Below are 26,789 nucleotides of genomic sequence, written 5' to 3'. Positions count from 1 at the left end.
CTCTGACCTCAGACCGGTACCGGAGTGCTGTGGATAAAAATTGGCGGGGTTATAGCCAATAGTCTAAGTTTTATTCAGCGTAAAATTTTGTAAAGTGTCGACATAAAGACCACCAACAGGGGCAAAATCATGTCTTACCATACCGAATACCAAGGATCCGTCGACAATGCTGTTAAATTCTGGGGCGACAAAGCCAGTAAGCTGGCCTGGTTTAAGCAACCAACTCAGGTACTCACCGAACAGCAAGGGCAATATCAGTGGTTTGCCGATGGCGAGCTAAATACCAGCTACCTGGCACTCGACTACCATGTGGAGCAAGGCCGCGGCGAACAAACTGCCATGTTTTACGACTCTCCGGTTACCGGCAGTAAACGTCGTTACAGTTACCGCGAATTGCGGGATGAGGTCGCGCTTTTTGCTGGAGTATTACAAGCTCAGGGCGTAACCAAGGGAGATCGGGTGGTCATTTATATGCCGATGATCCCGCAGGCTGCAATTGCAATGCTAGCGACAGCGCGCCTCGGTGCCATTCATTCGGTGGTATTCGGCGGCTTTGCACCGCATGAACTGGCAGTGCGGATTGATGATGCCAAACCTAAGGTAGTGGTAAGCGCCTCCTGTGGTATCGAAATTAACCGTGTGATTAGCTACAAGCCACTGCTCGACAGCGCTCTGGAGAAAGCCAGCCACCAGCCCGATCGCTGTATTATTTTTCAACGGCCGCAGCAAGTCGCCAATTTAGTTGCCGGCCGGGATCTCGATTGGCAAGCCGAAATGACCACTGCCAGCCCGGCAGCTCCCACTCCGGTAAAAAGCACTGATCCGTTATATATTCTGTATACCTCTGGTACCACCGGCAAACCCAAAGGCGTGGTGCGTGATAACGGTGGTCATGCCGTTGCTCTGCACTATAGCATGCACGCTATCTACAATATTAAACCTGGCGAAGTGTTCTGGGCTGCATCCGATGTCGGTTGGGTTGTTGGCCATTCTTATATCGTCTATGCCCCGCTATTAGCAGGCTGCACGACCATCCTCTATGAAGGTAAACCGGTTTTTACACCTGATGCCGGCGCTTTCTGGCGAGTTTGTGCCGAGTATGGTGTTAAGGCGATTTTTGCGGCGCCTACGGCATTTCGGGCCATCCGCAAAGAAGATCCCAATGCAGAGCTGATGAAGCAGCATGATTTGAGTAAACTGGAAACCATCTTTATGGCCGGCGAGCGGCTGGATCCCCCAACCTATCACTGGGCTTGCGAAGTCTCAGGTAAGCCGGTTATTGATCACTGGTGGCAAACTGAAACCGGCTGGGCGATTTGTGCTAATCTGGCAGGCGTTGAATTACTACCTGCCAAAGCTGGCTCGGCAACCCGTCCGGTACCGGGCTATAACGTACAAATCCTCAATGACGAAGGACAACCGGTCGCTGCCAACCAACAGGGCAATATTGCGATTAAGCTTCCCTTACCGCCCGGCTGTTTAAGTACAGTGTGGGGTAATCCGGATCGCTATGTGGCGGGTTATTTGAGCCAATTTCCAGGCTATTATGCGACAGGCGATGGCGGATACCTGGATGAGGATGGCTATCTGTTTGTGATGGGTCGCACTGACGATGTGATCAATGTTGCCGGGCACCGGCTTTCTACCGGTGAAATGGAAGAAATCATCGCTTCGCACCCAGCGGTTGCCGAGTGTTGCGTTATAGGCTTACCGGATGAACTTAAAGGTCAGCAACCTGTTGGCTTTGTGCTACTGAAAAACGGCGTCAACACCGATGCCAAGACTGTGCAGGATGAGTTAGTCGCATTGGTAAGACAGGAAATTGGCGCTGTCGCTTGCTTTAAACGCGCTTTAGTCGTGCCGCGGCTACCGAAAACCCGCTCCGGCAAAATCCTGCGTAAACTGCTGCGCCAGATCGGCGAAGGCCAGGCCTATCAGATCCCTTCCACCATTGACGATCCGGCCAGCCTACCTGAACTCGAAGCGTTGATGAAACAGCACGGCCTCGCCTGATTTATCCACACGTCTCCGGTACCGGTAAGAGCTCTGATCCCTGAGGTATCCCCACGAAATAGGATGATAAAACAAAGGATTAAATAAATTGGTATAGGAAGGGAACATTCATGGCGCTCGATGATCAGATCTTTCGCCAAAAAAAACAATCAGGAATCGCCATGAATGTTCAGCACATCCTAACCAATTTCATTCACGCTGTCACACCTTCTATGCATAGTGCCCGGCGCAAGGCGCTACAAAATATAGTCTTAAGTGCCTCGACCCAGCAGCAACTCACAGTCACTTCGCTTGGGCGGAACCTTGACACGCAAGCCTATGAAAAGCATCGAATAAAAAGTGCTGATCGCCTGCTCTCCAATACGCAACTTTTTTATGAGTTACCGCACATTTATCAGCAACTGGCCCGATATTTTGCAGGTTATCAAGCACAGCCAGTGATTTTGGTCGACTGGTCAGACTTAGAGCCCGGTCAGCAGTTCTTCCTGCTGCGCGCCGCATTGGCATGTGAGGGGCGCTCGATAACCCTTTATGAGGAAGTGCATTCCCTGGCGACTAAAGATAAACCCCAAACTCATCAGCAATTTCTAAGGCGCCTTCACGCAATACTACCGGCAAGCTGCAAGCCCGGTTATCGTTACAGACGCCGGATTTCGTGGCCCTTGGTTTAGGCAAGTACTGGATATCGGATGGGATTATGTTGGCCGGGTGAGAAACCAAACAAATTATCGCCTTACTCCGCTGCCGTGGCAGCGCTGTACCTCGCTGTATCCCAGAGCCACTAAACGGGCGCAATGGTTCAATCATGTCGAGTTAGCCAAAGAAAACCCATTAATCACCAATTTTGTGCTGTTTAAAGACAAAGCCAAAGGACGACGAGTTTACAACAGAAAAGGTGAGCGAAACCAAAGTAATAGGAATGAACTGGCAGCAAAGAGCTGGAAAGAGCCCTGGCTTTTAGCGACGTCATTAGCTGTCACTCACCAAGGCCAAGCCAATGGCATTGTGAAGCGTTATCAAGCCCGAATGCAGATAGAGGAAAGCTTCCGAGATATGAAGTCGGTGCGGTTTGGCTTAGGTATGAGCATGCATAATACAAAGAAAATGACTCGTTTAGCGATAATGGTAATGATTTCGACCCTTGCGGGTCTGTATCTCTATTTGATTGGGCTGCTTGGTCGGGTTGCCGGCTTTGCCCGCTACTTCCAGGCGAATACCGTTAGGGACACTTTTGTCATGAGCTGTCTGTCTTTGGGGCGACGATTACTAGCCAGATGCTTTGATGTCATAGATGAATTGATGGAAGGCATTGATGTCTTCGAGCGACTCCGACAGCATACTTTGGAGTATGCTGTTCGGTGGGAGGCTTAAAATCGTGGGGATCTATCAGGCTCTGATCGGTACCGGAGTGCTGTGGATAACTTAGTTTTGCTCTGGAAACTGCTGGCGGCGAATAGTCGCAAACTGCTTACGGCAAAGATAGAAGGTGATAGGTCTGGTGATCAGCGGATAGAGCACCACCAATAGCAGTATATAGCCTGCTATTGCCCAGCCATCGGCGCGGGCAATCATAATAAACAGCACTGATAAAATAATCAGCTTAATAATATTCAGGGTAATTTTGGTCGGTGCTGGCAAACGATCTGCTGCCGTACGAATAATCTGCATCCGCTGCGAAAAGTTAAGTCCTTGTAATTCCGGGATACTTTGACTGTTGAAATAAATCATCGCTATACCTTAAAACCTCAATCCTACCCGCTAACTGGTAAGACCGGTACCGGAGTGCTGTGGATAAACAGGTCAGACCGGTACCGGAGTGCTGTGGATAATTAGTCGAAGAAGGGGGAGCGTTGCTCGGTCATGTTGTAGAGCATGCTCGGCCGGTTCAGCATTTGCCCACCATCGCGGGAGATTGGGATCCATGGCAACTTGCCACGGCCCGTCGCCGGCGTGATAGAGAACAAATCGAATGGGATCGAAATATAGAACCCTTTCGTGAAACTCCCCTCACCATATTGCTCTGACGATACATCGGTAATGGCCGCGTAAGCCCCCATCACTATGCCGCTGTTAAAACGCTTGGCGAAGTCGACGTTAACGCCCAAATCTTTTGCCAGAAAACGCCCAACGTTGAATGTTAGCTGGGTATCAGGCAGAAAATCCGGTTTCCAATAAATATTGGCGTGGCCAGTAAGTACCTTGTAATCGAAAAAGCTAAAATCGTTTTCATAAGAACGTTGCCGCACATAGTTCAGATCAAAACCAACAGCCCAATTACTGTCTACCGGGCGATACATCACCTCGCCACCTACCCCGCCGTACATGGCTTCCAGATAGCCAGCATAAAGCTGACCATAAAGATTTGGTGCTAACCGCTCCTGCCAATTGCCGTACAGTGTATCCAGGGTAATTTTACTACGGGTAACATATTCACGAATAAAGGTCCGCACCCGTGGTAGCTCAGTGTCAAAAGCATCTACAGTAAAGTTAAACTTATCAAAGTTTTCTAATAAGGTTACTTTGCTGGAGGCATGCAGCGCCCAGTTAGGGTTAAAACTATAGCCCGCGCCAAGGATAACACCGCCCTGATACATATAAAACTCTTCCGGGCTACCAAAGGTTTGGATCCAGAATAGCTCCATATTAGTGTAAAAACCTTTGGTTACCAGCGGTTTAAAATCAGCCAGACTTTGCGCCGAGACATCCTGCCGCACATAGGTTGAGGTAAAAGGTGCACCTAAACGTTCGTTACGGGCCACCGCCTTAAACTCACTTGCATCAATCACCGACTCCAGCATTGGAATATTGCCGTTCAGATTTACAATCTTATAGGTTGTGATATCCGCAGGTAACTCGGCCGCTAAAATACGCCCAATCCGTTCTAACGCTTCTTCGTGATCGCGATAGGCTATCTGATTACCATAAACGGTTAATACCCCATCTGCCAGAGCTGAACTCTTAACTAAAAAGCCCGCCTGATAAAGCAAGTCATAAATCAATTGCTCTCGCTGTACCTGGTCAAACTGTGCCACCTTTGGCTCAGCAGGAACATCACGTAGTGGCGGTTTTACTTTATAGCCAGCGGCATTATGCAAATTAAGCGCATAGGAAACACCAAAACCCAAGGTATTACCGCGCTGATAGTTCAGGCTAAAATCAAAATCACGCCAATGGTATACCGCACCCAAGTTCCAACGGCTATCTTGCGCCAGAGCGCCAGCAAAGTCATTGACGTAGTTATTGCCTTCATATTCGAGCTTTAAACGTAGCGGTTGCCAGGGCGTTTGGTATTCAATACCACCGTAAACCGAGGCTGAGCCTTTAAAGAAATTATCGTACTTGACGGTGCCACCACGCCCAACATCTGCAGCTCGTAAACAGAAACTTTCAGCCAAACTACAAAATGGGTTTGTAATATTTGCGGTGTTACCAAGATATCCCCAGCCCATCCCCAGATGTAAATCAAAATCGCCAAATTTTTTACTTAAAACTGCGAATTCGCTTTCAAAAAGGCCTGTACCGCCCAAATCACGAAAACCTACTGCGAACTCAGGTAACCATTGTGACTCACGCCACAAGCGAACTTTGGCATCAATACCTTTATCTTTATAGGTTTGATTACCGCTAAAACCTGGATCATCACTATATAACTGCGTACGAACATCTGTATAACGTACTGTAGCCTCTAACCACGGGAACAACTGTGTGCTTACGGACCAAAAACGATACTCTTCATTATCCGAGTAGTTAATCGCTAAATTCCCTTCCGACGCCATGCGAGCTGTTGGTACCTGAATTAAACCTACGCCACCATGAGCACCTTGTGATACCCCTGCCGGTGGTAACTGCCAGCGTTGTTCGGCATTAACCATTGCGGACATGGCTAGCAGAAGCGGCGATAGCGCAAATGGTAGCAGGTGTTTAATAGTTATCCGATTCATACTGCAACCCTATACTGCATAAGTTCAACCAAGAGTTGGTTTAGGCGCTGATAATCACGGCTAAACAACGAACTGCGAAAAGGTACAAATAAAGCTGCTCCGGGTTGTGCTTCCTGATATATCGTGGAAGCGCCGGATAGCGGTACCTGAACCAGTCGGCCATCGGCCTGTAATAGCTGAACGAGGTTGGTATCTGCGGACTGTAACTTAGCACGCTGCAAGTAATCATTGACCGCAGTCGCCGGCGTATGCGCATGAGAGATAATGCCACCGCGAATAGCGCCTATTAGCACTACCGTATCAGGCCGACGGGGGAGCTGTAAAATATAGTCACCAGCCGGCAATAGCGGGTTGGCTGCAAGATTAATACGTGCCAAATCATAATCAATGACAAAAGGTAAGCGTCTAGCTAAACGCCAATCAGCGATGCGGCTTGCTAACTGCAGTAATACCTGCTGCACCTCTGGTTTAGCACTTTGTTGCAGTTCCTGCAGCAGGGTTAAGGTTTCGCTGCGCAGTTGTTCTGCTTCAGGGACGTTAGTGTCATACAAGGCGGCGGCAGGCCAATAAATATCAGCAGAGCGCACTAGTGGCGCTAGTACAGCATCTAGCCGCACGGGTTGCTCAAAGGTTATCGACTGGCCAGCGCTGTGTACTACCACCTGTGCTGACACTGGCAAGGTTAGCAGCACAGCGGCTAGTAAAGTGAGTTTTTTTAGTAAACGCATAGGTTATCCTGCCTTAGCTAAACGAGCGGCCCGACTGACAAAAACCATTTCGGTAAGCGGCTGAAAAGGCGCATATTGCTGACGAGATTTCAATAATTGGCCAGAGGATTGCTCAAACCAGTATTCGTTTTGCCACTGCTGATCAAAGCGCCAAAATTGCGGCCGGGTTTTATAGCTTAAAGTTTCAGTTACTTTTAATACGTTAAAGCTATGATCAAGTATTACCAGTGTTTCTGGCTTTGGTTGGCTAAACTGGCTTTGTACCAAATAGCCATATTCATCCTGTTGCCAGTCAGTAAGACTTTGCCAGCTACTGCCAGCTAAGGAAGTTACGCCGCGGGTTAAAGGATCTTCGGTACTGGCGGTTACAAAAAGCAAATTATGCGGCAAGCCAGCGGTACGGACTATCCGACCATATTGCATTACCACAACAGCGTTATCAGCAGAAATCCACTTTTGCTGATTATGCTCCATAAAGGCCAGGGCCAACACCACCTGGCGCTGCTCGCCATAACGAAAATAGAGTAAATCTACCGGTGAGGCAGTTACCTGTTCATTAGAAAGTTCGATATCAGCCGGTGGTTTAAAAGCATAGCTTAGGGTATCACGGTAAGCCTGGTAAGTACCCGAGCAGCCGGCCAAACCAAGGCTACAAATTACCGCCGTACATAGCGCATAAACAGCGTTCTTCATTGTTTGCTATCCTGGCAACTTAAGAAATTATTGAATAAAAAAGCCGCCTAAAGGCGGCTTTTTAAACGACACAACTATTAACGCAGTGTTGGTGCGTAAGTAAAAGTAGTAGTAGCTGTCGCAGTGGTTGTACCTGTAGCAGTACCAGTACCTGTTAACGTAACGGTATTAGTAACAGTAGTACCAACACAAGCACCACCAACTAATGGGTCTGAACCATTACAGCTTGGTTGTGGTTGTGGCGTTGGTGGCACTGGTGGCAATGTAACGCCTGAGCTATTAGAAACGATAGCTGCTAATACACCCGCAGCAACAGCACCAGCTACAATAGTACCAACTGCCACACCGCCAACAGTAGCACCAGAAGCAGCAGTGCCACCGGCATTATCAGATGATTGAGCAACAGCACCAACACTGGCTAAAGCCAGAGCAGCAGAGATTGCTACTAAAGTTTTTTTCATAAAATATCCCTCAATGGTTAAACCGAATTCCGATTACGTAGCAGCTTAAACCAAGTTTAAAGTTTATACAATGCCTAAATTGAAAACTAAGCAATTTGTTGTTTACCCTCCGTTTGTTTAAGAACAGTTACAAGCGGTCTGGAAGTATCGGCAGCAGCTAAAACCTCTAATTGCTTGCGGGTATCCACCGGACAAGCCGCATTTACAACCAGATCACTGGTGGCGTTACTGTAATTAAACTCGGTAGGCGCACTGCGAATCAGTGCAATAATATCTTCCACGGCAAAGCGATTACAGGCGGTATCTAATCGAGCCAACAAATGCTCCATCTCAGGCCAGCTCAGGCATACTTCATCTGCTGCCATAATACGGCTATGTTCGGTTTTGCGCACATTGTTGCCAATTAATAATTCTTCATACAGCTTTTCGCCGGGACGCAAGCCGGTATATTTAATTTCAATATCGCCGTGTGGGTGCTCTTCGTCCCGCACTTCCAGGCCCATTAGGTGGATCATGCGGCGGGCCAACTCGGCAATACGAACCGGCTCGCCCATATCTAATACAAATACATCACCGCCCTTACCCATAGCACCAGCTTGCAGCACCAGCTGAGCGGCTTCCGGAATGGTCATAAAATAGCGGATAATATCTTTATGGGTAACGGTAACGGGGCCGCCCTTTCGAATTTGTTCCCGGAACAGTGGCACCACTGAACCAGATGAACCCAATACATTACCAAAGCGCACCATACAAAAACGGGTTTTAGTTTGGTACTGTGCCAACGCCTGTAACACCAGCTCTGCCAGCCTTTTAGAGGCGCCCATTACATTGGTTGGCCGCACAGCTTTATCGGTAGAGATAAGGACAAAGGTTTCTACCCCGGCTTTGATTGCGGCCTCAGCGGCATACCAGGTACCGAACACATTATTGCGTACACCTTCAACAACGTTATATTCCACCAAAGGCACATGCTTATAGGCTGCGGCATGATAAACAGTATGCACACCAAAGGCGCGCATCACGCTTTCAAGCCGGCTTTGCCGCTGCACAGTGCCCATTACCGGCACCAGGTTGATCTCAAGACATTCATTACAAATTAAGGCTTTAAGCTCCTGCTCGATAGCATAAAGAGCATATTCAGACAGTTCAAATAGCACCAGCGTTAGCGGTTCACAGCGAATAATTTGTCGGCATAGTTCAGAGCCAATAGAGCCGCCGGCACCGGTAACCATGACCACCTTACCTTTAATATTGGCATGCAATAGTTTTTTCTTCGGTGCTACCGGGTCGCGCCCCAATAGGTCTTCAATTTTAACATCCTGCAGCTCATCAATACGCATACTGCCGTTCACTAAATCACTCATACCCGGTATTGATAATACTGGCAGTGGCAAAGCCTCGAGCTTATCTAATACCTCGCGACGCCGGCCGCGACTGGCTGACGGCATCGCCAACAGAATACGGCCAATATTTTTTTGCTTAATTAAACCGGGAATATTATTCGGGCTACCTACCGGGATACCGAGAATAGTTGAACGTTGTAGCGTGTTGTCATCGTCAACAAAGGCCACTGGATGGTATTGGTCACCATTCATTAAGGCTTGGGCTAACTGCCGCCCCGAAGAGCCGGCACCATAGATCAGCACCCGGGTTTTATGGCCGTTATTGCGCTGCTCTAGCAGCATTCTGGCTAATAAACGAACACCGCCTGAGGTAACCAAGGCTATTAATGCATAAACAATAACCAGATTGGTACGCTGCTCAACGTCAAAAAACATAAACAATGCAGCCAATAAGGCGGCACTACCTAAAATACCAAATAACACCGCGCCCAGCGCGTGCTGGCCAACATACCGAATTACCGCACGGTATAAGCCAAGCTTGGTAAAAATAAGCAAGGTAAGCGGCAGAGTAATAATAAACGCCAGTGTAATATCAGATAGCTGGCGAGCATTACCATTCTGGGTAAGTACAAAGGCCAGATAAATAGAAAGCGATAAAAATACGGTATCTATTGCCACTGAAATCATGCGCTTAGCCGAGCGAGGCAGCGCCAGCAACCATGCAAGCATGTTTTAACTCCATTATGCCGGCTTCAGTAACCGGCACTTAAACAGCAAAAATTGGCTCAAGTATAGCACTAAAACCAGTAGTTATTAACGGTTACCCTGCAACAACTGCTGTAACCATTTCTGAAAGTCAGGACCAAGATATTTATCCCGTAAGCCAAACTCAACAAAGGCTTGCATATAGCCAAGCTTATTACCGCAATCATGGCTGCGGCCTTTAATTTGATAAGCGTTGACTTGCTGCTGCTCAAGTAACATCGCTATAGCGTCTGTTAGTTGAATTTCGTCACCGGCACCAATAGGTGTACGCTTAAGGCAAGGCCAGATATCCTTACTAAACACATAACGTCCGACTACTGCGAGGTTTGACGGCGACTGTTCTACGCTTGGCTTTTCAACAATTTCGGTTATTTTTACTGACTCGCCAGCCGATAATTCAACACCGGCAACATCAGCAATACCATAACTGCTAACATTCTGCCTCGGCACCGGCTCTACCATCACCTGGCTAACCTGCGATTGCGTAAAAAGCTCAACCATCTCTGCCAGGTTGTCATGCGTTAAATCACAGTCGTAACTATCGACAATAACGTCAGGCAACAGCACCGCAAAGGGCGCATCGCCAACTAGAGGTAGTGCGCACAGCACGGCATGCCCTAGTCCCTTAGCTTCGCCTTGCCTAACATGCATAATAGTTACGTCTTTTGGGCAGATATTTTGTACTTCATCTAACAGCTGGCGTTTGACGCGTTTTTCCAGCATCGATTCCAGCTCAAAACTTTTATCAAAATGGTTTTCTATACTGTTCTTGGATGAATGTGTAACCAACACAATCTCTTTAATACCCGCAGCAATACACTCCTGTACTACATACTGAATAAGCGGTTTATCCACTACTGGTAGCATTTCTTTAGGAATAGCTTTAGTTGCCGGTAACATCCGGGTACCGAGGCCGGCAACAGGGATCACTGCTTTACGCACAATATTTGTTTGCATTTATTCCAATTTCCATTTTATTTTTAGTAGTGTGTTTACCATTTTGCTAACTACTCAACATTGTAATAGCTGCGGTACCAGTCTACAAAGCGCTGCATACCCAGTGTAATAGGTGTAGATGGTTTAAAACCTACCGCTGCCTGTAAGTCATCAATATCCGCAAAGGTCGCCGGCACATCACCAGCCTGCATCGGCAAATATTCTTTTACGGCCATTTTACCGGTAGCTTGCTCAATGGCTTCGATAAAGGTCATCAGTTTTACCGGCTGATTATTACCAATATTAAAAATTTTATACGGCGCGAAGCTGCGACTGGCGTCGCTGCCATCCCAGCCCGGCGTTGGCTTGGGAGGCAGCTGCTGGATGCGCACTACACCTTCAACTATGTCATCAATATAGGTAAAGTCACGCAACATCTCGCCATGGTTAAATACTTTGATAGGCTCACCGGCTAAAATGGCCTTAGTAAATAAAAACGGTGCCATATCTGGCCGGCCCCAGGGCCCGTAAACAGTAAAGAACCTTAACCCCGTAGTGGGAATACCATACAAATGGCTATATGAATGGGCCATTAATTCGTTAGCTTTTTTGGTAGCCGCATAGAGTGATACCGGATGGTCCACTCTGTCGTGCGTACTAAATGGCATTTTGCTATTCATGCCATAGACGGAGCTGGATGAAGCATAAACCAGGTGCTCAACCCGGTGCTGGCGGCAGCCCTCCAGAATGGTAAGGGTACCGGTAAGGTTACTATCAGCATAGGCCATCGGATTTTGCAGTGAGTATCGTACGCCCGCCTGAGCGCCAAGGTGAATAACCCGCTGAAAGCCTTCTTTGGCAAAAAGATTGGCAATACCGGCGCGATCCGCTAAATCAAGCTGTTCAAACCGAAAGCCAGGTTGCGCTAGCAGCTGTGCCAGACGATCACGTTTTAGCTGTACCGGGTAATAGGCATTGAGATTATCCAGGCCCACCACCTGGTGCCCTTGCTGTAACAAACGCTGACACACATAAAAACCAATAAAGCCTGCGGCGCCGGTAACCAGAAATTTCATACTCGCTCCATCAGCTTGGTTTGCGCACGGTTTCACCACGGCCAATGGCATAATAGATAAAGCCTCGCTGGGCTAAGCGGCGCGGATCGTACAAGTTACGGCCATCAAAAATCACAGCCTGGCGTAACTGCGATTTGATTAAATCAAAATCAGGCGCGCGGAACTGTTGCCACTCGGTACAAATAACCAAGGCATCAGCACCTTTTAAGGCCGCCTCTTTGGTCCCCACCAGGGTTAAGTCATCACGCACACCATAAATGCGCTGGGTTTCTTCCATCGCTTCAGGATCATAAGCTTGCACTTTTACCCCGGCAGCCCATAACTGCTCCATTAATACCCGGCTACTGGCTTCACGCATATCATCGGTGTTGGGTTTAAAACTTAAGCCCCACAGCGCAATAGTTTTGCCTGCCAGCTCAGTATCAAAGTGCTGTTTAATCAGCTCAGGCAGCTTATATTTTTGCTTATTGTTGACCGCCTCAACAGCTTGCAGCACCTTAGGGCTATAGCCCATTTGCTCTGACGAGCGAATCAAGGCCTGCACATCTTTAGGGAAACAAGAGCCACCATAGCCACAGCCGGGATATATAAAGTGGTAACCAATACGGGGATCAGAGCCAATACCTTTGCGCACTGCTTCGATATCAGCACCCAAAAGTTCTGCTAAATTGGCCATTTCATTCATAAATGAAATTTTAGTAGCAAGCATACAGTTAGCCGCATACTTAGTGAGCTCAGCAGAGCGCACATCCATAAAAATCATTTTGTCATGATTACGGTTAAAGGGCTCATACAGCTCACGCATCAGATCTTTAGGACGCTCGTCGTAGGTACCAACAATAATGCGATCGGGTCGCATACAGTCATTAACGGCGGCGCCCTCTTTCAAAAACTCGGGGTTTGATACCACATCGAAATCAAGCTGTTGGCCACGCTCTGCCAGTACCGAAGCAATAGCGGCCTTAACTTTATCTGCGGTACCAACGGGTACCGTAGATTTATCGATAACCACCTTAGGTGACTGCATATAAGTAGCGATAGTTTTTGCCACCGCCAACACATACTGTAAATCGGCAGAGCCATCTTCATCGGGTGGCGTGCCCACGGCGATAAATTGCACGTCGCCATGCAGCACACCAGCCTGAGCGTCGGTAGTAAAATTGAGATAACCACTGGCAAAGTGCTTTTCTACCAGCGGTGTTAAGCCAGGTTCATAAATCGGGATAATACCTTTTTTAAGGTTTTCTACCCGCTCGGCATTTACGTCGACACAGAGAACCTGATGGCCAACCTCAGCTAATACCGCGGCCTGCACCAGGCCGACATAACCAATACCAAAAACTGTGACTTTCATATCATCCCTTTACTCAACATCAGGCAATTACAACCTGGTTAGCATATTTAACTAACGCGGCCTGTAATGCCTGCTTTGCTGGCAGATCGCCGTGTACAATTCGCACTTGTTTTGGCCGTCGCCGCATGCCTTTTATAAAATTAACTAAACCCTGCTGATCGGCATGGGCAGAATAACCGCTTAATGTTAACACTTCTGCCTTAATATCAATACGCTGGCCGTCAATAGTAACATAACCTTGTTGCGGACCATATTGCTGGATCGCCGCACCAAGTGTACCCCGCGCCTGATAACCGACAAAAACCACCTGGTGCACAGGATCGCCCAGCATCGCTTTTAAATAATTCACTACCCTGCCCCCCTCACACATACCGCTAGCAGCAATAACAATAGCCGGTTTGCGGGTGCTGGCCAGCAAATTTACCGCGGCAAGATGCTGTGAATGGCTATCGATCGTATGTAACTGCGCAAAGCTAAGCGGATGCCGCCCCTGCAGTAAACGCTTTTTAGCTTCGTTATCCCAACAGGCAGCCAACTGCTGATAAGCAACATTAAATTTAGCCGCTAAAGGTGAATCTACAATGACTGTTAACTCTTGCCAGCGCAAATGCTGATGGATTTTTTTATTGCGCAGGCGATGGATTAAGGTTTCAAGCTCGTAGAGCAGTTCCTGAGTGCGGCCAATACTAAAGGCCGGGAATAACACGGTGCCGTTGTCCTGTAATGAGTGCAGCAACACCTGCTCTAAGCGCTTAATTCGACTGCGCCGGTTTTCATGCAGTTTATCGCCATAAGTGCTTTCAATAACAACAATATCAGCTGCGTAAGGTGGTTTAGGGGCAGGTAACAACGGAGAGTAAGGCGCGCCTAAATCACCAGAAAACACCGTAATAAAGGGCTTTGCATTGAGCAAATGTTTAATTTCAACATAGGCTGAACCAAGGATATGGCCGGCCTTTTGTAGCCGGAAGTGCGCGTTAGTACCGTTAAAGGGCGGTAATTCAAGCCAGGCGTTAAACTTACAGGGCACAATCTGGTGGGCAATGGTACGTAAAAAGCCGTGAATCAGCTGCTCGTCGCGCGTTACACCAACTTTAAGGGCATCTTCCAACACTAAAGGTAACAGATGAGCTGAGGCTTCAGAGCAAAAAATTGGGCCGGTAAAACCGGCGGCCAGCAAATAAGGAATTCGTCCTACATGATCAATATGGACATGAGTAACGATAAGTGCCTGAATATGGTTAAGCGGAAAATTGATAGCAAGGTTGGCCTTGCTACCATTGCCCTGCTCGTCTCCCTGAAATAGGCCACAATCAATTAGCACTGCATAACCAGGAGCTAATTGATATTCATGACAAGAGCCGGTAACACCGTCAACGGCGCCGTGGTGCAATATTACCGGCTGCTCAAAGCTACTCTGCATAAACTCCCTTTTTGCAGCATTAGATCCACAGCATAGAGTTTACTATTTTTTTACCCTATCGCCACTCCCTTTACCGGCTACAGTCATAAAAATATATTTAAAGTAGTCTGCCAATGTCAGGTTTTGCAGCATTTTGGCATCAGTTTCAGCCAGCAGTTCTGGCGTAGACATATCGATTTCATTGACCTGCGCCAAGCCCGTAATACCCGGGCGTGCATTGTAAATACCGAGCTTATCACGTGCAGCTGTTAACTCTTCTTGATTAAAAAGCCCAGGACGAGGACCAACTAAGCTCATATCGCCCCATAGCACATTCCATAACTGTGGTAGCTCGTCCAGCTTCGTCTTCCGCAAAAAACCACCAAAAGGCGTAATAGCGCTGGCACTGGCTAAATGACTGGCAACAGATGCCGTGTCTTTTCGCATAGTTCTAAACTTAACCAGTGTGAAAGGCTTTTTATAACGGCCAACCCGAACCTGCCGGAATATTGGTGAGCCGGTGTCAAACAGGCCTATAATCGTCAGAATAACCAGAACCGGAAAACCAAACACTAACCCACAGAGTGCAAATAAAATGTCCAACAGCCGAATTAACATAGATCCTCTTTTGGTATACAACTTTTAATACCATCCTCAACCGACACTGGTGGACGCCAATTAAGCGTAGTTTTGGTGTCGTTAATATCAACTTGTAAATTACCAAAGAGTCTGGCAATTACCGCCTGTTTACCCGTTAGTTTGCCAATAATATTAAACCAACTCATAGGCACTGGGATAAGTCTGGGAGTTTTTCCATAGGCTCGAACCATTAGCTGTAACAGCTCGGTGGTTGACAGGTCACGGTCATCACTCACTAAAAATGTTTGATTGGCAGCTTTGGGATGATCAATACAAACCTTTATCAGGTCGACCAGATTGCTGAGCGCGACCATACTTCGCTGGTTACGAATAGCACCTAGAGGTAGCGGCAAGTTCCTTTTTGCGAAACGTAGCATCGCAGCAAAATTTGCTTTTACTCCCGGACCATATACCAGCGGAGGACGAATTACTACAAGCTCCATTCCGGTGTCCAAACACAATTTTTTTAAAGTTGCTTCGGCTTCGGCTTTAGAAATCCCGTAAGGATCAGTTGCTTTGCTTAAATCACGCGCAGTAAACGGCTGATCTGGGAGCGTAGCTTCACCATTTACTTTAATCGTACTAATAAAAATAAAACGCTTTACGCCGGACGCTGCGGCTTGACGAGCCAGATTAAGAGTTCCGGCAACGTTGACCTCACGGTATGCTGCCAGCGGGTCTGCAGCAGTATCATCCATCACATGTACTCGCGCAGCCGCATGAATGACGACCGAAACGCCGGCCAGGCAGTCTGAGTAGTCTTCAGTAGCAGTAAGCTCTTTTTGAAAATACTGTCCTGACTGCCCCGCTATGTGACGACGCCCGACGAGTCGTAGTGTGTTTTCAGCTAAAACTTTTACTAACGCTTGGCCAACAAAACCGGTATGGCCGGTAATTAAGATACTCAAGCCGCACCTCTATTTTGAACTTGTTGTAATATCTGTGAAACAGCTGACTCAACTGAAAAATAGCTTTCCAACAGTGCCCTCGCCTGCTCACCACATTTCATGCGCTGCTCTGGTGATAAAAGCAACACTTTAGCAGCGTTACTGAGAGCCTCATCATCACCATTCTCGAAAACAAAACCAGCACTGTGATTATTGATTAAGTCAATCACATCATTTCCTGCATTGACGCTACCCAGAATAGGTAGCGACTCAACCATATAGCCCAGGAGCTTGCCAGGAAAGTTATGGGCGGTGTGTTTAGCTGATAATGAAAACAAACCAATATCAATTTGAGTTAACAACTCTCGATATACCTGCTGCGAAACGGAGGGTTTGATAGTGACATTATCAAGCTGCCATTCAGCTTTAAGCTGATGTATTAACTCAACCTCATCGCCTTGCCCGACAAACAAAAAGTGTGCACGCTGTTCACTTTGCATGGTTCTGGCAAGACGCATTAAATTTGTCATGTCCTGTGCATGACCAATATTTCCACCATAAAAGAACACTATTTTATCGCCCAAGCCCCAAGCATCACGCCAATTCGTTGCAACAGTCTCACGAATTAATGGTCGAGTATCTGCCCAATTCATTAGAACCTTCACATTTGGATAGCCCGGATGTAAATGATGAAATAATTTCAGATTGGCATCGGACATGACACCAATGCAGTCGGATGCCTGGTAGTTCAGACGCTCAAAGTAACGGAAATAACGCGCTATCACGGAGCCTTCTTTGATCATGCCCTGATCAATTACCCATTGCGGGAACATGTCGCGCAGAATCAAATAGACGAAAGCGCCATGGGCTTTTAATTTCTTCGCTAAGGGTCCAAAGAAAATAGTGGGCGAATAGTTAATACAGCCATCAAAAGGTTCTGCTTTAACTTTATGACAGATGGCACGCCAGGCATTAATAGACAACAAAGATTCGTTCAAGGCTCGCTTTACTTTGCCAACGCCACGAGTTCGACCGGTGCGAAAACGCCATACTTCAACACCATCGTATATTTCCTCAACAAGTAATGTTTTTTGGTCAGGCTCACCCGGCGTAATCACAACTGCTTTATGACCACGATTTTGCAATTCATGTGCTAGTTCATGAAACATTTTAGCGTGTACTAAGGTGCTGGATGGTAGATACGCATCCGGTAACAGCGCAAATCTCATATCAATACTGCTTCCAAACCACACGCATCACATAATCGCGGTAACTATGGACGATCCGAACGACCTTATCAGAGACATTAGGCATGCTGTAATCATAAACAGGACGCAGCAAACGTGTGTCACCACTTGGTTGGCTATCCAAAACCTGTAATGCCTGAAACACACGTTCAACCTCAAGACCCACCATCATTACCGAGGCCTCTTCAAAGGCTTCTGGCCGCTCATGCGCTTCACGAATATTCAAAGCCGGGAAGTTCATGATGGACGACTCTTCACTAATGGTACCACTGTCGGATAATACGGCCTTAGCTGACTTTTGCAGCTTGTTGTAGTCGTGAAAACCCAGTGGCTTTAGTAACTGCACTAGCGGGTTGAAGACTACACCTTGCTCTTCGATTCGCTTACGGGTTCGAGGGTGTGTGGAGACAATGACGGGATGACCATACTTTTCAGCTAAACCGTTAAGTACCGCGGCCAGTTTGTGCAGGTTCTTCGGCGAATCGACGTTCTCTTCGCGGTGCGCGCTAATGACAAAAAACTCACGCTCGGTTAGCTCCAGCCGATTTAATACATCAGAACCATCAATTTGCGGCATGTAATGGTTTAGAACTTCAAACATTGGGCTACCGGTTTTAATAACCCTATCGGCAGGAATACCCTCAGCAAGCAAGTAGTCACGGGCAATGCTGCTATAAGTAAGGTTAATATCGGCGGTATGGTCAACGATACGGCGGTTAATTTCTTCAGGCACCCGCATGTCGAAGCAGCGGTTACCCGCCTCCATATGGAAAGTTGGGATTTTACGGCGTTTAGCAGGAATCACCGCCATACAGCTATTGGTATCACCCAAGACCAACATCGCATCCGGGTTAACTTCCGCCAGTACTTTATCTACGGCAATAATCACGTTTCCGATGGTTTCTGCTCCGGTGCTACCCGCAGCATTTAAAAAGTAATCGGGCTTACGTACACCCAAGTCGTCAAAGAAAACCTGATTAAGTTCAAAATCGTAATTCTGGCCGGTGTGTACAATAATATGCTCACAATGCTGCTCTAAAGCTGCCATCACTCTGGACAAACGAATAATTTCCGGGCGAGTACCGACAACAGTCATCACTTTTAACTTGTTCATTAATTACACCTTATATGCAACAGTATCAGGGCGTTCACGGTCAAAGTTTTCATTCGCCCATAGCATTACCACCATTTCATCGTCGCCGATATTGGTAATGTCATGTGACCAACCAGGAACTGTTTCCACAATTTCAGGCATGTCGCCGCTGGTAAAAATCTCGATGACTTCATCAGTAATAATATGGCGGAAGCCAAACCGGGCTTTGCCTTTAATCACCAAAAACTTTTCTGTTTTTACATGGTGGTAGTGGCCGCCACGGGTAACACCGGGATGAGCGGTAAAAAAGGAGAATTGGCCCGAATCTCTGGTTTTAAGCATTTCTACAAAGCAACCACGCTTATCTTCATGCTTGGTTAAACCATAATTAAACTTATCTGGTGGAATGTAACTAATATAAGTTGCATAAAGTACCCGGATAAAACCCTCGCCTACCGGTTCGGTAATTAGGCTCTCACGGCTATCTCTGAACTTGTAAAGCTGATCAACGAGATCCCCCAAAGTGACCTGATACACGGGATCAACATTGATATACAACTGCTCTTCAGGTTGCTGGTGCAACACTTTCAGAAACGAAGTAACAACGGCACCAATGTGGACCAGTTTTAACTCAACAGAACGGTCATTAACCTGGATTGGTAAACCACGGCTTATATTGTGGCAAAAAGTAGCCACAGCTGAGTTGTAGTTTGGCTTACACCATTTACCAAACACATTTGGCAGGCGATAAATATACACTTTGTTGCCCGTTTCCAGGTGCAAATTCAAAAGATGCATTTCTGCCATTAACTTACTTTTGCCATAGGCATTATGGCGCTCGGCCTGAATAGAGGATGTTAAAACAATAGGAATTTTGCGGCCACTCTCTCTGATAGCCTGACAAATTGCCCCCGTTAGATCGGCATTGCCTGTTGCAAACTCATTGTCATCTTGCGGCCGGTTGATACCAGCTAAATGAAAAATAAAATCAGCTTGTGACAATAACCCGGGGAGCGATTCTAAAGGCATATCACGGGTAAATTTAATCACCTCAATACTGGGGTTGCGCTGCAAACTAATGATCAGGTTTTTGCCAATAAAGCCATTGGCACCGGTTACCAAAACTTTCATAATATCAATCCTCTGCAGTGGCAGCTTCACCCCGGGTAATAGCGCGAATAAAGTCTAGTTTAAGCAACAATTGCTTCATTCCTGCTACATCCAAACGCTCGGTATTGTGAGAGTTGTAATCTTCCAGCTCGGCAATCGTTTTATCGCCCTGGTCAAAGAACTTACCGTAATTTAAATCACGATTATCAGGTGGTACACGGTAATAATCGCCCATATCTATAGCACAGGCACGCTCTTCCCGGCTTAACAGCGCTTCAAATAGCTTTTCGCCATGACGGGTACCAATGACATTTACCGGGTGCTCTGGGGTTTGCATCAGCTCCAGCAACGCTTGAGTTAATACATTTATTGTTGCGGCAGGTGCTTTTTGTACAAAGATATCGCCGTTGTCGCCATGTTCAAATGCGTACAACACCAGATCTACAGCGTCCTCCAAAGTCATCATAAAACGCGTCATATTCGGATCAGTGATAGTAATAGGCTTTCCAGCGCGAACCAAATCAACAAATAGCGGGATAACCGAGCCGCGCGAGGCCATCACATTACCGTAGCGGGTACCACAAATCACGGTTTTTGCCGGGTCCAGGTTACGGGCTTTAGCCACCATTACCTTTTCCATCATCGCTTTTGAGATGCCCATGGCATTAATCGGGTATACCGCTTTGTCAGTGCTTAAACACACCACACGGGCCACACCGTTGACAATAGCGGCTTCTAACACATTCTCAGTACCAATCACGTTTGTCTTCACCGCTTCCATTGGGTAAAACTCACAACTGGGCACCTGCTTCAACGCTGCGGCATGATAAATGAAGTCTACGCCACGGGTGGCATTGAGAACGCTGTTATAATCACGCACGTCACCAATATAAAACTTCAGCTTCGGATGATTATACTTTTTTCGCATATCATCCTGTTTTTTCTCATCACGACTGAAGATACGAATTTCGGCGATATCGGTATCTAAAAAACGCTTTAACACCGCATTACCGAACGAGCCGGTACCACCGGTAATAAGTAAAATTTTATTTCTGAACATGACACCGTCCATATATCTTCTCACGCTTTTGCGCCTGTGTCGGATAATTAATCAAAACTGCACGATAAGGGCCTTTAAACACAAACAGGCTACCGGCTGCTACACCAAGCAAGCCGTTCTCCGCCACCACGTCACCCAGATCATCCAGTGAGCCTGCACCACCCATTACCGTAAAGGGCACCCGGCAGGCAGCTTTAAACATTTTTATCGCATCAAGCGGCATGCCTTTCATCGTGCCTTCATGCTCAATAAAGTTGATTACCACTTCGCCGGCACCTTGTGCCTGAACCTCCGCTATCACATCTAGCGGGCTGCGCTTGGTATTGTGTTTGCCATTATGAGTCCAGACTTCGTAGTGTTTACTTAACAGCTTCTTTTTCACGTCAAGCACTACAACCACGCTCTGGCTGCCTATTTCTGCCGCCATTTCGGCAATCAGTTGTGGGTTCTCTAGGGCGGCAGAACTGATCGCCACCTTTTCAACACCCAAAGCCGTAATACGCTTCGCTTGTTCAGCTGTTTTTATCCCACCACCATAACAAAGTGGCATCCGACATTCTGCAGCCAGATGTGCGATACGCTCGTAATTGGGTTCAACCCGATGCACTGTGGCATCAATATCCAACACCACAAGCTCGTCGGCTTCTTTTTCGTTAAAAATGCGTACCGCGTTAATAGGGTCGCCGACATACTTAGCATCTTTAAACTTGGTGGTTTTCACTAAGCCACCATCCTGAATTAATAAACAGGGAATTAATCTTGGTCTAAGCATGGCTATAACTCCGCGAAATTCTTCAGCAACTGCTCACCAAAATGATGACTTTTTTCGGGATGAAACTGCACGCCAAACACATTTCCTTTACGCACCGCGCAACTAAATGAAATGCCGTAATCGCAACGAGCCATACAAAAATCGGCCTGCTCGGGTTCAAAATAGTACGAATGCAAGAAATAGAACCGCGTGTCATCAGGGTTGAACGATTTAAACAGCGGCGCATCCTTCGCAGCCACCACATCATTCCAGCCCATATGCGGCATAGGTAACTGTGTGTGAGCAAGCGCGTTTTTTAATGAACGCACGCGCCCAGGCACCCAGCCTAAACCGGGTTCAACGCCTTCTTCACTAGAAAACGCCAACATCTGCATCCCGACACAAATGCCAATAATTGGCACATTTTGTTCCGTCACTCTGCGTACTACAGCGTCCTTCATAACAGACGCATTAAACAGCTGCATCGCATGATCAAAATGACCAACACCCGGCAGAATTAACTTATCAGCCTGCTCAATATGTTCAGGTGTAGTCGCCACCATGACCGGAATATGCAAGCGCTGATAAAGGTTTAAAAACGCCTGCAGGTTACCAATGCCGTAGTCAATAAGTGCAATCATCTGTAATGCCTTCTTTCAATACCTAACATATTGATTAGCTTGGCACCCAACTGAATTAACCAAAGTTTATTCTTGTAATCACGATAACTCTTGTTCGGCTGTTCAAAAATCTGCTGTAGCTCATCCACACTTAGTCCAAGCTTGTTTGCTACATACTTAAACTCATTTTTCATAAATTCGTCTGATAGCTCAGGTTTAGCAATGCGCTCAAGTGCCTGCTCTCTCGTCATCTGGCCAGTCATAATCAGGCTAGAAAAATGCGCACGACGTTTTTCGTAACCAAATTTACGCGGCATCCAGTAGTCTTCATAAAAACGGGTAAAGCGTGACTCGTGATGCTTATGCTGGAACGGCTGCCACCCATACTTTTCCTTTAACAGTTGCTCCGCTTCCTTCTTAATATATGGCACCAGGTTAAGAGGCTTAAATACCTTCATACCCAATACCCGGTGATGGAACACCTTGTAAACTAACACATCAATAATCGGGAAAGTTTTTAGCTTACGCTTACCGAACTTTTTATGGATATCAGTAATAAAGGTTTTATCAATACCCGGGTAGGCTCCCCATTCGTTCGGCTCGCGACAGCATTCAGTGGAGAAGTTGCCACCCGTCAGCACATACTTAATCTTGTTCTTACGAGCAAACTTGTACAATGCGGAAAAAAACGCGCAATCCTGCGGGATATCCTGGTCCGGAATACCAGATTTCAGAAACGCAACCTGAAGGTCTTTCATCTCCTCCCAGTTAATCACTTCGGTGTACAGATTAAGACCCAAACCATCAACTAATTTTTCGATATTGCCAACGGCCTGGTCGGTATTCCAACCTGCATCAACATGAAACAGTAACGGCCGTAAACCCATGACCTCTTTTGCAACATAAGCGGTATAAGAACTATCTAAACCACCACTTAAACCAATAATACAGTCAAAGTCTTTGCCTTTACCTTCTTGCTTGATCAGCTCAGCAGCTTTCATTAACTCGGCATAGCCTTGCTGATCAGTATGCCAGTTTGGTTTAATGTTTAGATCAAAATTATTGCAGTGGTCACAAAGGCCCTTAGAGTCAAATTTAATTTGACTATCACTGCTGTCCATAATGCAACGATTGCACATTGCTTCAATATTCATAATTTATCCAAAATTCTCTTGATAAAGGTTTAAGTAATTTTGTGCCATAACTTGTTTAGAATAAGTCCGGAGGGCAAAATCTCTACACTGATTAGCATCTGCTAAACTAGAAGTTCTATTAAAAAATTTTCTAATTTCGTTTTCTAGTGAATCTAAATCACCATATTCAACAAATTTACCATAAGGTAAAGGAGCAGTTTCTTTAGTCCCCCCCCCATCAAACCCGATTACTGGTGTACCACAAGAAAGTGACTCTAAACATGTAGTTGGAAAGTTTTCTCTTTTGCTGCAAATAACAAATAAATCAGAAACAGAATAAAACTCAGCTAATTCAGATTGATCAGAAGTTTTTGGAAAAGGAAATACATTATCAGGATAATGTCTTGTAAGATTATTGACGCCAACCAAAATAAAATTCAATTCAGATGTAAACCTCTTGGCAAGTTCAATGACCCAATCACCACCTTTATTGGCATCTAATATATTTGGAGCCACAGCCAAAACAATAGGTTTGGAAAAATCAAAGCCAGTTAATTTCTGTGGAGATGTCATTCTTGGATAAAAAACATTATCCGTGTCAATGCCATTGAAAATCACACGACTATCTTTATTACTCAAAAAAGACTGCTTCACTCTACCTAAAAGCCATTCAGAAGGTGTAACAATTTTAAGATATTCAAAACTTTCAAAAAGTTTCTTCTTCTTCGAAAACATATGAGCGGTCTGGTCAATAAAAGAAGCTGGGTATTCTTTCAAAAGGGGACATTCACCACAGCCTGATTTCCACTTATTACATTCATGTGAATGACCACACTTACCTGTATACATGAACTCGCAATGAAAAGTCCAAACAACAGGTATTTCATTTTTCTTTAACCAATCAACAACCGTATAAATATTAATATAATAACCATGCAGCTCATGCAAATGAACTACGTCTGGTTTAAAAGCTTCTAATCTTTCAATGAGATACTTAGTTGAAAAATAAGAAAAACAACCTGTAAAACCGGTTAGCCTAGTTAAACCAGCATGAAAATAAGTTTCCAAATCATTAGATATCTTAGTTACTGAAAGCTGTGTTAGATTACTTTGCCCTCTTCCATAAAAAGCTTGAACTTCATGACCAACGCTTTCAAAGTAAATCATAAGATCTTTTACAATTTTCCCTGTACTCGAAAAATCAAAATTAACATCGATAATAGCGATTTTCATAAAAGAACCTTCATGAAAATAAAGCACGGTAATAATTTCTGGCTTTATTGGCTAAGCTGTGCTTAACTTTAACAGTAGCTAAAGCGTTGAGTGAAAGGGACAATCGATAGTCTTCATCATGCAAGACCTGTACAATTGCATTTGCAAAATCCTTAATAGATCCGCTTTTATATATAATGGAATTCAAACCATCAGATAGTATATCGAATTCAGATGCTTGATTTAAAAGGTTATCATCAGTTATCACTGGCAAACCATAAGACATTGCATGGTGTGCACTCAGGCCTATACAAGTTGGAATCACAAAAACAGATGCCGATTTAAACCAAAGTGAAAGTTCCTGCTTATCATAAATCGGGCCTAGCATTAAAACATTATCTTGAAGGCCGAGAAAATCTATTTTATTCCTAATATCGTTGTATAACTCACCGCCACCTATTAAAACAAAAAGTATTTCTGGAAATTCTGATTTTAATAATGCTGCGACTTCGACTATTAACTCAGGCTGCTTTATAGAAGATAATCTAACAACTTGCAAAGCGATTTTTCGATTGATAAGAGAATTTGAAACCTTAAAATCATTGAGCTGTGTTTCGTTTATTAATTCAGCCTCAGTTAGTGAGACTGTTTCGTCAATTGCAGTCCCTATTACATTTATTTTACTATAGTCTACGCCCAAGGCGAGCAAGACTTCTGCTCCTTTCCTACTGTAAACAAATACTTTTTTGGCAAGAAAAGAAGATAATCTATAGTAAAGACTTGAGTAAAATTTTTGTCCACCAATGCGATGAAACATTCCATGAATGTAAAATTCTACACCTCTTAGTTTCAAGAGCAACATCAAAAATGATAAACTCAATTCACGTGGATTAGCGTATATTATTAATTTATCGGGTTTTATTTTATTTATAAGCTCTAATACTCCTCTACGAAATATTAGCCCTTTTATAAAGTACATTTTGTTATTGACAACTTCAAAATTAATGGCTTTTTTATTGTAAAAATTAAGTGGATCATTTGTTTCAATATCAGCTGCAACTATTAGATCAACATCACAGTAATTTGATTTTAAGTAGTTAAAAAAATCAATTTGATAATGAGGTAAAAGATTAGTCACCACCAATACCTTAGTCTTTTTTTCATTTAAACTTGTCATGTTGAATGCTCACGAAATAGGTTATCGACCATAAAAGATAAAACAAACCAGTACAATAATGTTGAAAAATACTGCCCAGAAAACATCAGCATGACAAAGACATGAACAAGTAAAACGCCGAAAAATAAATTTCTTTTAAAGTCAATTTTTAAAACTGTTATTAGCAAAAGCAGTATGATAAATACTGACTTTATAACACCGAAAAAGCCAAACTGAAGCATGAACATAGTAAATAAATTGTGTGAATTGCTGACGTAACCATTTGATGATAGTAAGCCATAACCAAAAAAAGGTGACTCTTCAAATAGCGTTAGAAAATTTTGGTAATAAGAATCTCTACCGGTTGCCCTCTCAGACATACTAATATCGGGGTCAAAAAAAGCCAATATTCGATTAAAGCCAACTTCAAAGATTGAAATATCATATGTGATGATTGAACCTAGCATCGCCAAAGACATACCGATAGCTAGCCAACTCAAAAGTGTCAAAATTCTAAATTTTAATATAAAAAAATAAAACAAATATAAAACAAATACTAAAAATGCACCTTTGCTACCACCAAGAAACATTATAAACGAAAGAGAAACAAGTGTTATGAAATTCAAAAAATATAAAACAAGGCAAAAAATCTTATTTTTACAGGTGTTTGGTAACAAAAAAAGTAATAAACCAAACAGCAATACAGCTGTGTAGGATATTGTTTGATATGTAGCACCGCCTAAGTTTATGTCACTAAAAATTTCAGACACTGTGAAAACTTTAAAAATTGCAAAAATAAACAGCCACGAAAAAAATAAACTTAAATAATATGTATCCAAACTAATATTTTTGAAAGAGTAAATTTTTACAGAAGAAAAGTACAATAAGAAACCTGTGATGCCCATTATAATAAACAGGTAAAAATTATCCAATTTTAAGTCATAAAATACACCAATACCAAAACTGAGAGAAATTAATAAAAATATAAACAACAGTAGAAAAAGTTCGCTTCTTAAAATTGAACCCTTTAATAAGGTAAAAAAGTAAAGGAGCAATTGAGTAAAAAAAATTAATAAAACGAATAATGTGAAATAAATAGTAGTTTCACCTTCAACATTTGCAATACCAAAAACACTCGCAAAAGTAAAATATATTGGAACAGACATCAG

Annotated in this window: 25 protein-coding genes; 3 read left to right on the top strand and 22 right to left on the bottom strand. The window is 44.9% G+C overall.

From position 1 onward, the window contains the following. Positions 1 to 126 precede the first annotated feature (126 nt). The 3 genes from AEST_RS07020 to AEST_RS16795 all read left to right on the top strand — a co-directional run bounded on the left by AEST_RS07020 (position 127) and on the right by AEST_RS16795 (position 3,384). A complete protein-coding gene (locus AEST_RS07020; RefSeq protein WP_338009703.1) occupies positions 127 to 2,013 on the top strand; it encodes a propionyl-CoA synthetase in 1,887 nt (628 codons plus the stop codon). A 161-nt stretch (positions 2,014 to 2,174) separates the two neighbouring features. After that, entirely contained in the window at positions 2,175 to 2,684 is a 510-nt protein-coding gene (locus AEST_RS16800) for a hypothetical protein (RefSeq protein ID WP_156803873.1), read from the top strand. Then, on the top strand, positions 2,647 to 3,384 hold the full coding sequence (locus tag AEST_RS16795) for an IS4 family transposase (RefSeq protein WP_083840401.1): 738 nt from the start codon (positions 2,647 to 2,649) through the stop codon (positions 3,382 to 3,384). The genes AEST_RS16800 and AEST_RS16795 overlap by 38 nt, the downstream gene beginning before the upstream one ends. 51 nt (positions 3,385 to 3,435) lie before the next feature. Here AEST_RS16795 and AEST_RS07010 read toward each other — a convergent pair whose 3' ends face one another. The 22 genes from AEST_RS07010 to AEST_RS06905 all read right to left on the bottom strand — a co-directional run bounded on the left by AEST_RS07010 (position 3,436) and on the right by AEST_RS06905 (position 26,786). Continuing rightward, the gene (locus AEST_RS07010) at positions 3,436 to 3,741 is read right to left on the bottom strand and encodes a DUF6170 family protein (protein WP_008608044.1); all 306 of its coding nucleotides are present in this window, start codon (positions 3,739 to 3,741) and stop codon (positions 3,436 to 3,438) included. A gap of 101 nt (positions 3,742 to 3,842) precedes the next feature. Beyond that, the gene (locus AEST_RS07005; RefSeq protein ID WP_008608043.1) at positions 3,843 to 5,885 is read right to left on the bottom strand and encodes a YjbH domain-containing protein; all 2,043 of its coding nucleotides are present in this window, start codon (positions 5,883 to 5,885) and stop codon (positions 3,843 to 3,845) included. A 65-nt stretch (positions 5,886 to 5,950) separates the two neighbouring features. Continuing rightward, positions 5,951 to 6,682 (bottom strand): capsule biosynthesis GfcC family protein, encoded by a 732-nt coding sequence (locus tag AEST_RS07000; RefSeq protein WP_008608042.1) that lies wholly within the window; start codon positions 6,680 to 6,682, stop codon positions 5,951 to 5,953. 3 nt (positions 6,683 to 6,685) lie between these two features. Continuing rightward, positions 6,686 to 7,375: a YjbF family lipoprotein gene (locus tag AEST_RS06995; protein WP_008608041.1), complete on the bottom strand. Its 690-nt coding sequence runs from the start codon at positions 7,373 to 7,375 to the stop codon at positions 6,686 to 6,688. 77 nt (positions 7,376 to 7,452) lie between these two features. Beyond that, positions 7,453 to 7,836, bottom strand: coding sequence for a hypothetical protein (locus AEST_RS06990; RefSeq protein ID WP_008608040.1), 384 nt, complete (start codon positions 7,834 to 7,836; stop codon positions 7,453 to 7,455). Between the two features lie 86 nt (positions 7,837 to 7,922). Further along, the gene (locus AEST_RS06985; RefSeq protein WP_008608039.1) at positions 7,923 to 9,908 is read right to left on the bottom strand and encodes a polysaccharide biosynthesis protein; all 1,986 of its coding nucleotides are present in this window, start codon (positions 9,906 to 9,908) and stop codon (positions 7,923 to 7,925) included. An 84-nt stretch (positions 9,909 to 9,992) separates the two neighbouring features. After that, positions 9,993 to 10,901 (bottom strand): UTP--glucose-1-phosphate uridylyltransferase GalU, encoded by a 909-nt coding sequence (galU, locus tag AEST_RS06980; protein WP_008608038.1) that lies wholly within the window; start codon positions 10,899 to 10,901, stop codon positions 9,993 to 9,995. Between the two features lie 50 nt (positions 10,902 to 10,951). After that, on the bottom strand, positions 10,952 to 11,956 hold the full coding sequence (locus AEST_RS06975) for an NAD-dependent epimerase (RefSeq protein ID WP_008608037.1): 1,005 nt from the start codon (positions 11,954 to 11,956) through the stop codon (positions 10,952 to 10,954). Positions 11,957 to 11,966: 10 nt separating this feature from the next. Beyond that, positions 11,967 to 13,310, bottom strand: a complete 1,344-nt coding sequence (locus tag AEST_RS06970) for a UDP-glucose dehydrogenase family protein (RefSeq protein ID WP_008608036.1) — start codon at positions 13,308 to 13,310, stop codon at positions 11,967 to 11,969. A gap of 19 nt (positions 13,311 to 13,329) precedes the next feature. After that, complete coding sequence (locus AEST_RS06965) at positions 13,330 to 14,733, bottom strand: MBL fold metallo-hydrolase RNA specificity domain-containing protein (protein ID WP_008608035.1); 1,404 nt, start codon at positions 14,731 to 14,733, stop codon at positions 13,330 to 13,332. 42 nt (positions 14,734 to 14,775) lie between these two features. Beyond that, positions 14,776 to 15,330 carry a sugar transferase gene (locus AEST_RS06960; RefSeq protein WP_008608034.1) on the bottom strand — a complete coding sequence of 185 codons (555 nt, stop codon included), beginning with the start codon at positions 15,328 to 15,330 and terminating at the stop codon, positions 14,776 to 14,778. Continuing rightward, the gene (locus AEST_RS06955) at positions 15,324 to 16,259 is read right to left on the bottom strand and encodes a UDP-glucose 4-epimerase family protein (protein WP_008608033.1); all 936 of its coding nucleotides are present in this window, start codon (positions 16,257 to 16,259) and stop codon (positions 15,324 to 15,326) included. Before AEST_RS06955 ends, AEST_RS06960 begins: the two co-directional genes overlap by 7 nt. Then, positions 16,256 to 17,467: a glycosyltransferase family 4 protein gene (locus AEST_RS06950; protein ID WP_008608032.1), complete on the bottom strand. Its 1,212-nt coding sequence runs from the start codon at positions 17,465 to 17,467 to the stop codon at positions 16,256 to 16,258. Before AEST_RS06950 ends, AEST_RS06955 begins: the two co-directional genes overlap by 4 nt. 1 nt (position 17,468) lies before the next feature. Continuing rightward, positions 17,469 to 18,599: a non-hydrolyzing UDP-N-acetylglucosamine 2-epimerase gene (gene wecB / locus AEST_RS06945; protein ID WP_008608030.1), complete on the bottom strand. Its 1,131-nt coding sequence runs from the start codon at positions 18,597 to 18,599 to the stop codon at positions 17,469 to 17,471. Between the two features lie 3 nt (positions 18,600 to 18,602). After that, positions 18,603 to 19,709, bottom strand: coding sequence for a UDP-2-acetamido-2,6-beta-L-arabino-hexul-4-ose reductase (gene wbjC / locus AEST_RS06940; RefSeq protein WP_008608028.1), 1,107 nt, complete (start codon positions 19,707 to 19,709; stop codon positions 18,603 to 18,605). 4 nt (positions 19,710 to 19,713) lie between these two features. Further along, on the bottom strand, positions 19,714 to 20,748 hold the full coding sequence (locus AEST_RS06935; RefSeq protein WP_039925238.1) for a polysaccharide biosynthesis protein: 1,035 nt from the start codon (positions 20,746 to 20,748) through the stop codon (positions 19,714 to 19,716). Beyond that, a complete protein-coding gene (locus tag AEST_RS06930; RefSeq protein ID WP_008608026.1) occupies positions 20,735 to 21,520 on the bottom strand; it encodes an AglZ/HisF2 family acetamidino modification protein in 786 nt (261 codons plus the stop codon). Before AEST_RS06930 ends, AEST_RS06935 begins: the two co-directional genes overlap by 14 nt. A 2-nt stretch (positions 21,521 to 21,522) precedes the next feature. Then, positions 21,523 to 22,140: an imidazole glycerol phosphate synthase subunit HisH gene (hisH, locus tag AEST_RS06925; RefSeq protein ID WP_008608025.1), complete on the bottom strand. Its 618-nt coding sequence runs from the start codon at positions 22,138 to 22,140 to the stop codon at positions 21,523 to 21,525. After that, positions 22,137 to 23,273, bottom strand: coding sequence for an N-acetyl sugar amidotransferase (locus AEST_RS06920; protein WP_008608024.1), 1,137 nt, complete (start codon positions 23,271 to 23,273; stop codon positions 22,137 to 22,139). Before AEST_RS06920 ends, hisH begins: the two co-directional genes overlap by 4 nt. Positions 23,274 to 23,276: 3 nt before the next feature. Continuing rightward, on the bottom strand, positions 23,277 to 24,485 hold the full coding sequence (locus AEST_RS06915) for a glycosyltransferase (protein WP_008608023.1): 1,209 nt from the start codon (positions 24,483 to 24,485) through the stop codon (positions 23,277 to 23,279). 10 nt (positions 24,486 to 24,495) lie between these two features. Continuing rightward, entirely contained in the window at positions 24,496 to 25,641 is a 1,146-nt protein-coding gene (locus tag AEST_RS06910; RefSeq protein WP_008608022.1) for a glycosyltransferase family 4 protein, read from the bottom strand. Then, positions 25,638 to 26,786 carry an O-antigen ligase family protein gene (locus AEST_RS06905; RefSeq protein WP_169313973.1) on the bottom strand — a complete coding sequence of 383 codons (1,149 nt, stop codon included), beginning with the start codon at positions 26,784 to 26,786 and terminating at the stop codon, positions 25,638 to 25,640. Before AEST_RS06905 ends, AEST_RS06910 begins: the two co-directional genes overlap by 4 nt. Between the last annotated feature and the right edge of the window lie 3 nt (positions 26,787 to 26,789).

It is taken from the genome of Alishewanella aestuarii B11 (assembly GCF_000280055.1).
GTDB classification, from domain to species: Bacteria; Pseudomonadota; Gammaproteobacteria; order Enterobacterales; family Alteromonadaceae; genus Alishewanella; species Alishewanella aestuarii.
Note: the sequence above shows the minus strand (reverse complement) of the source record. Positions and strands in the feature narration are given on the sequence as shown.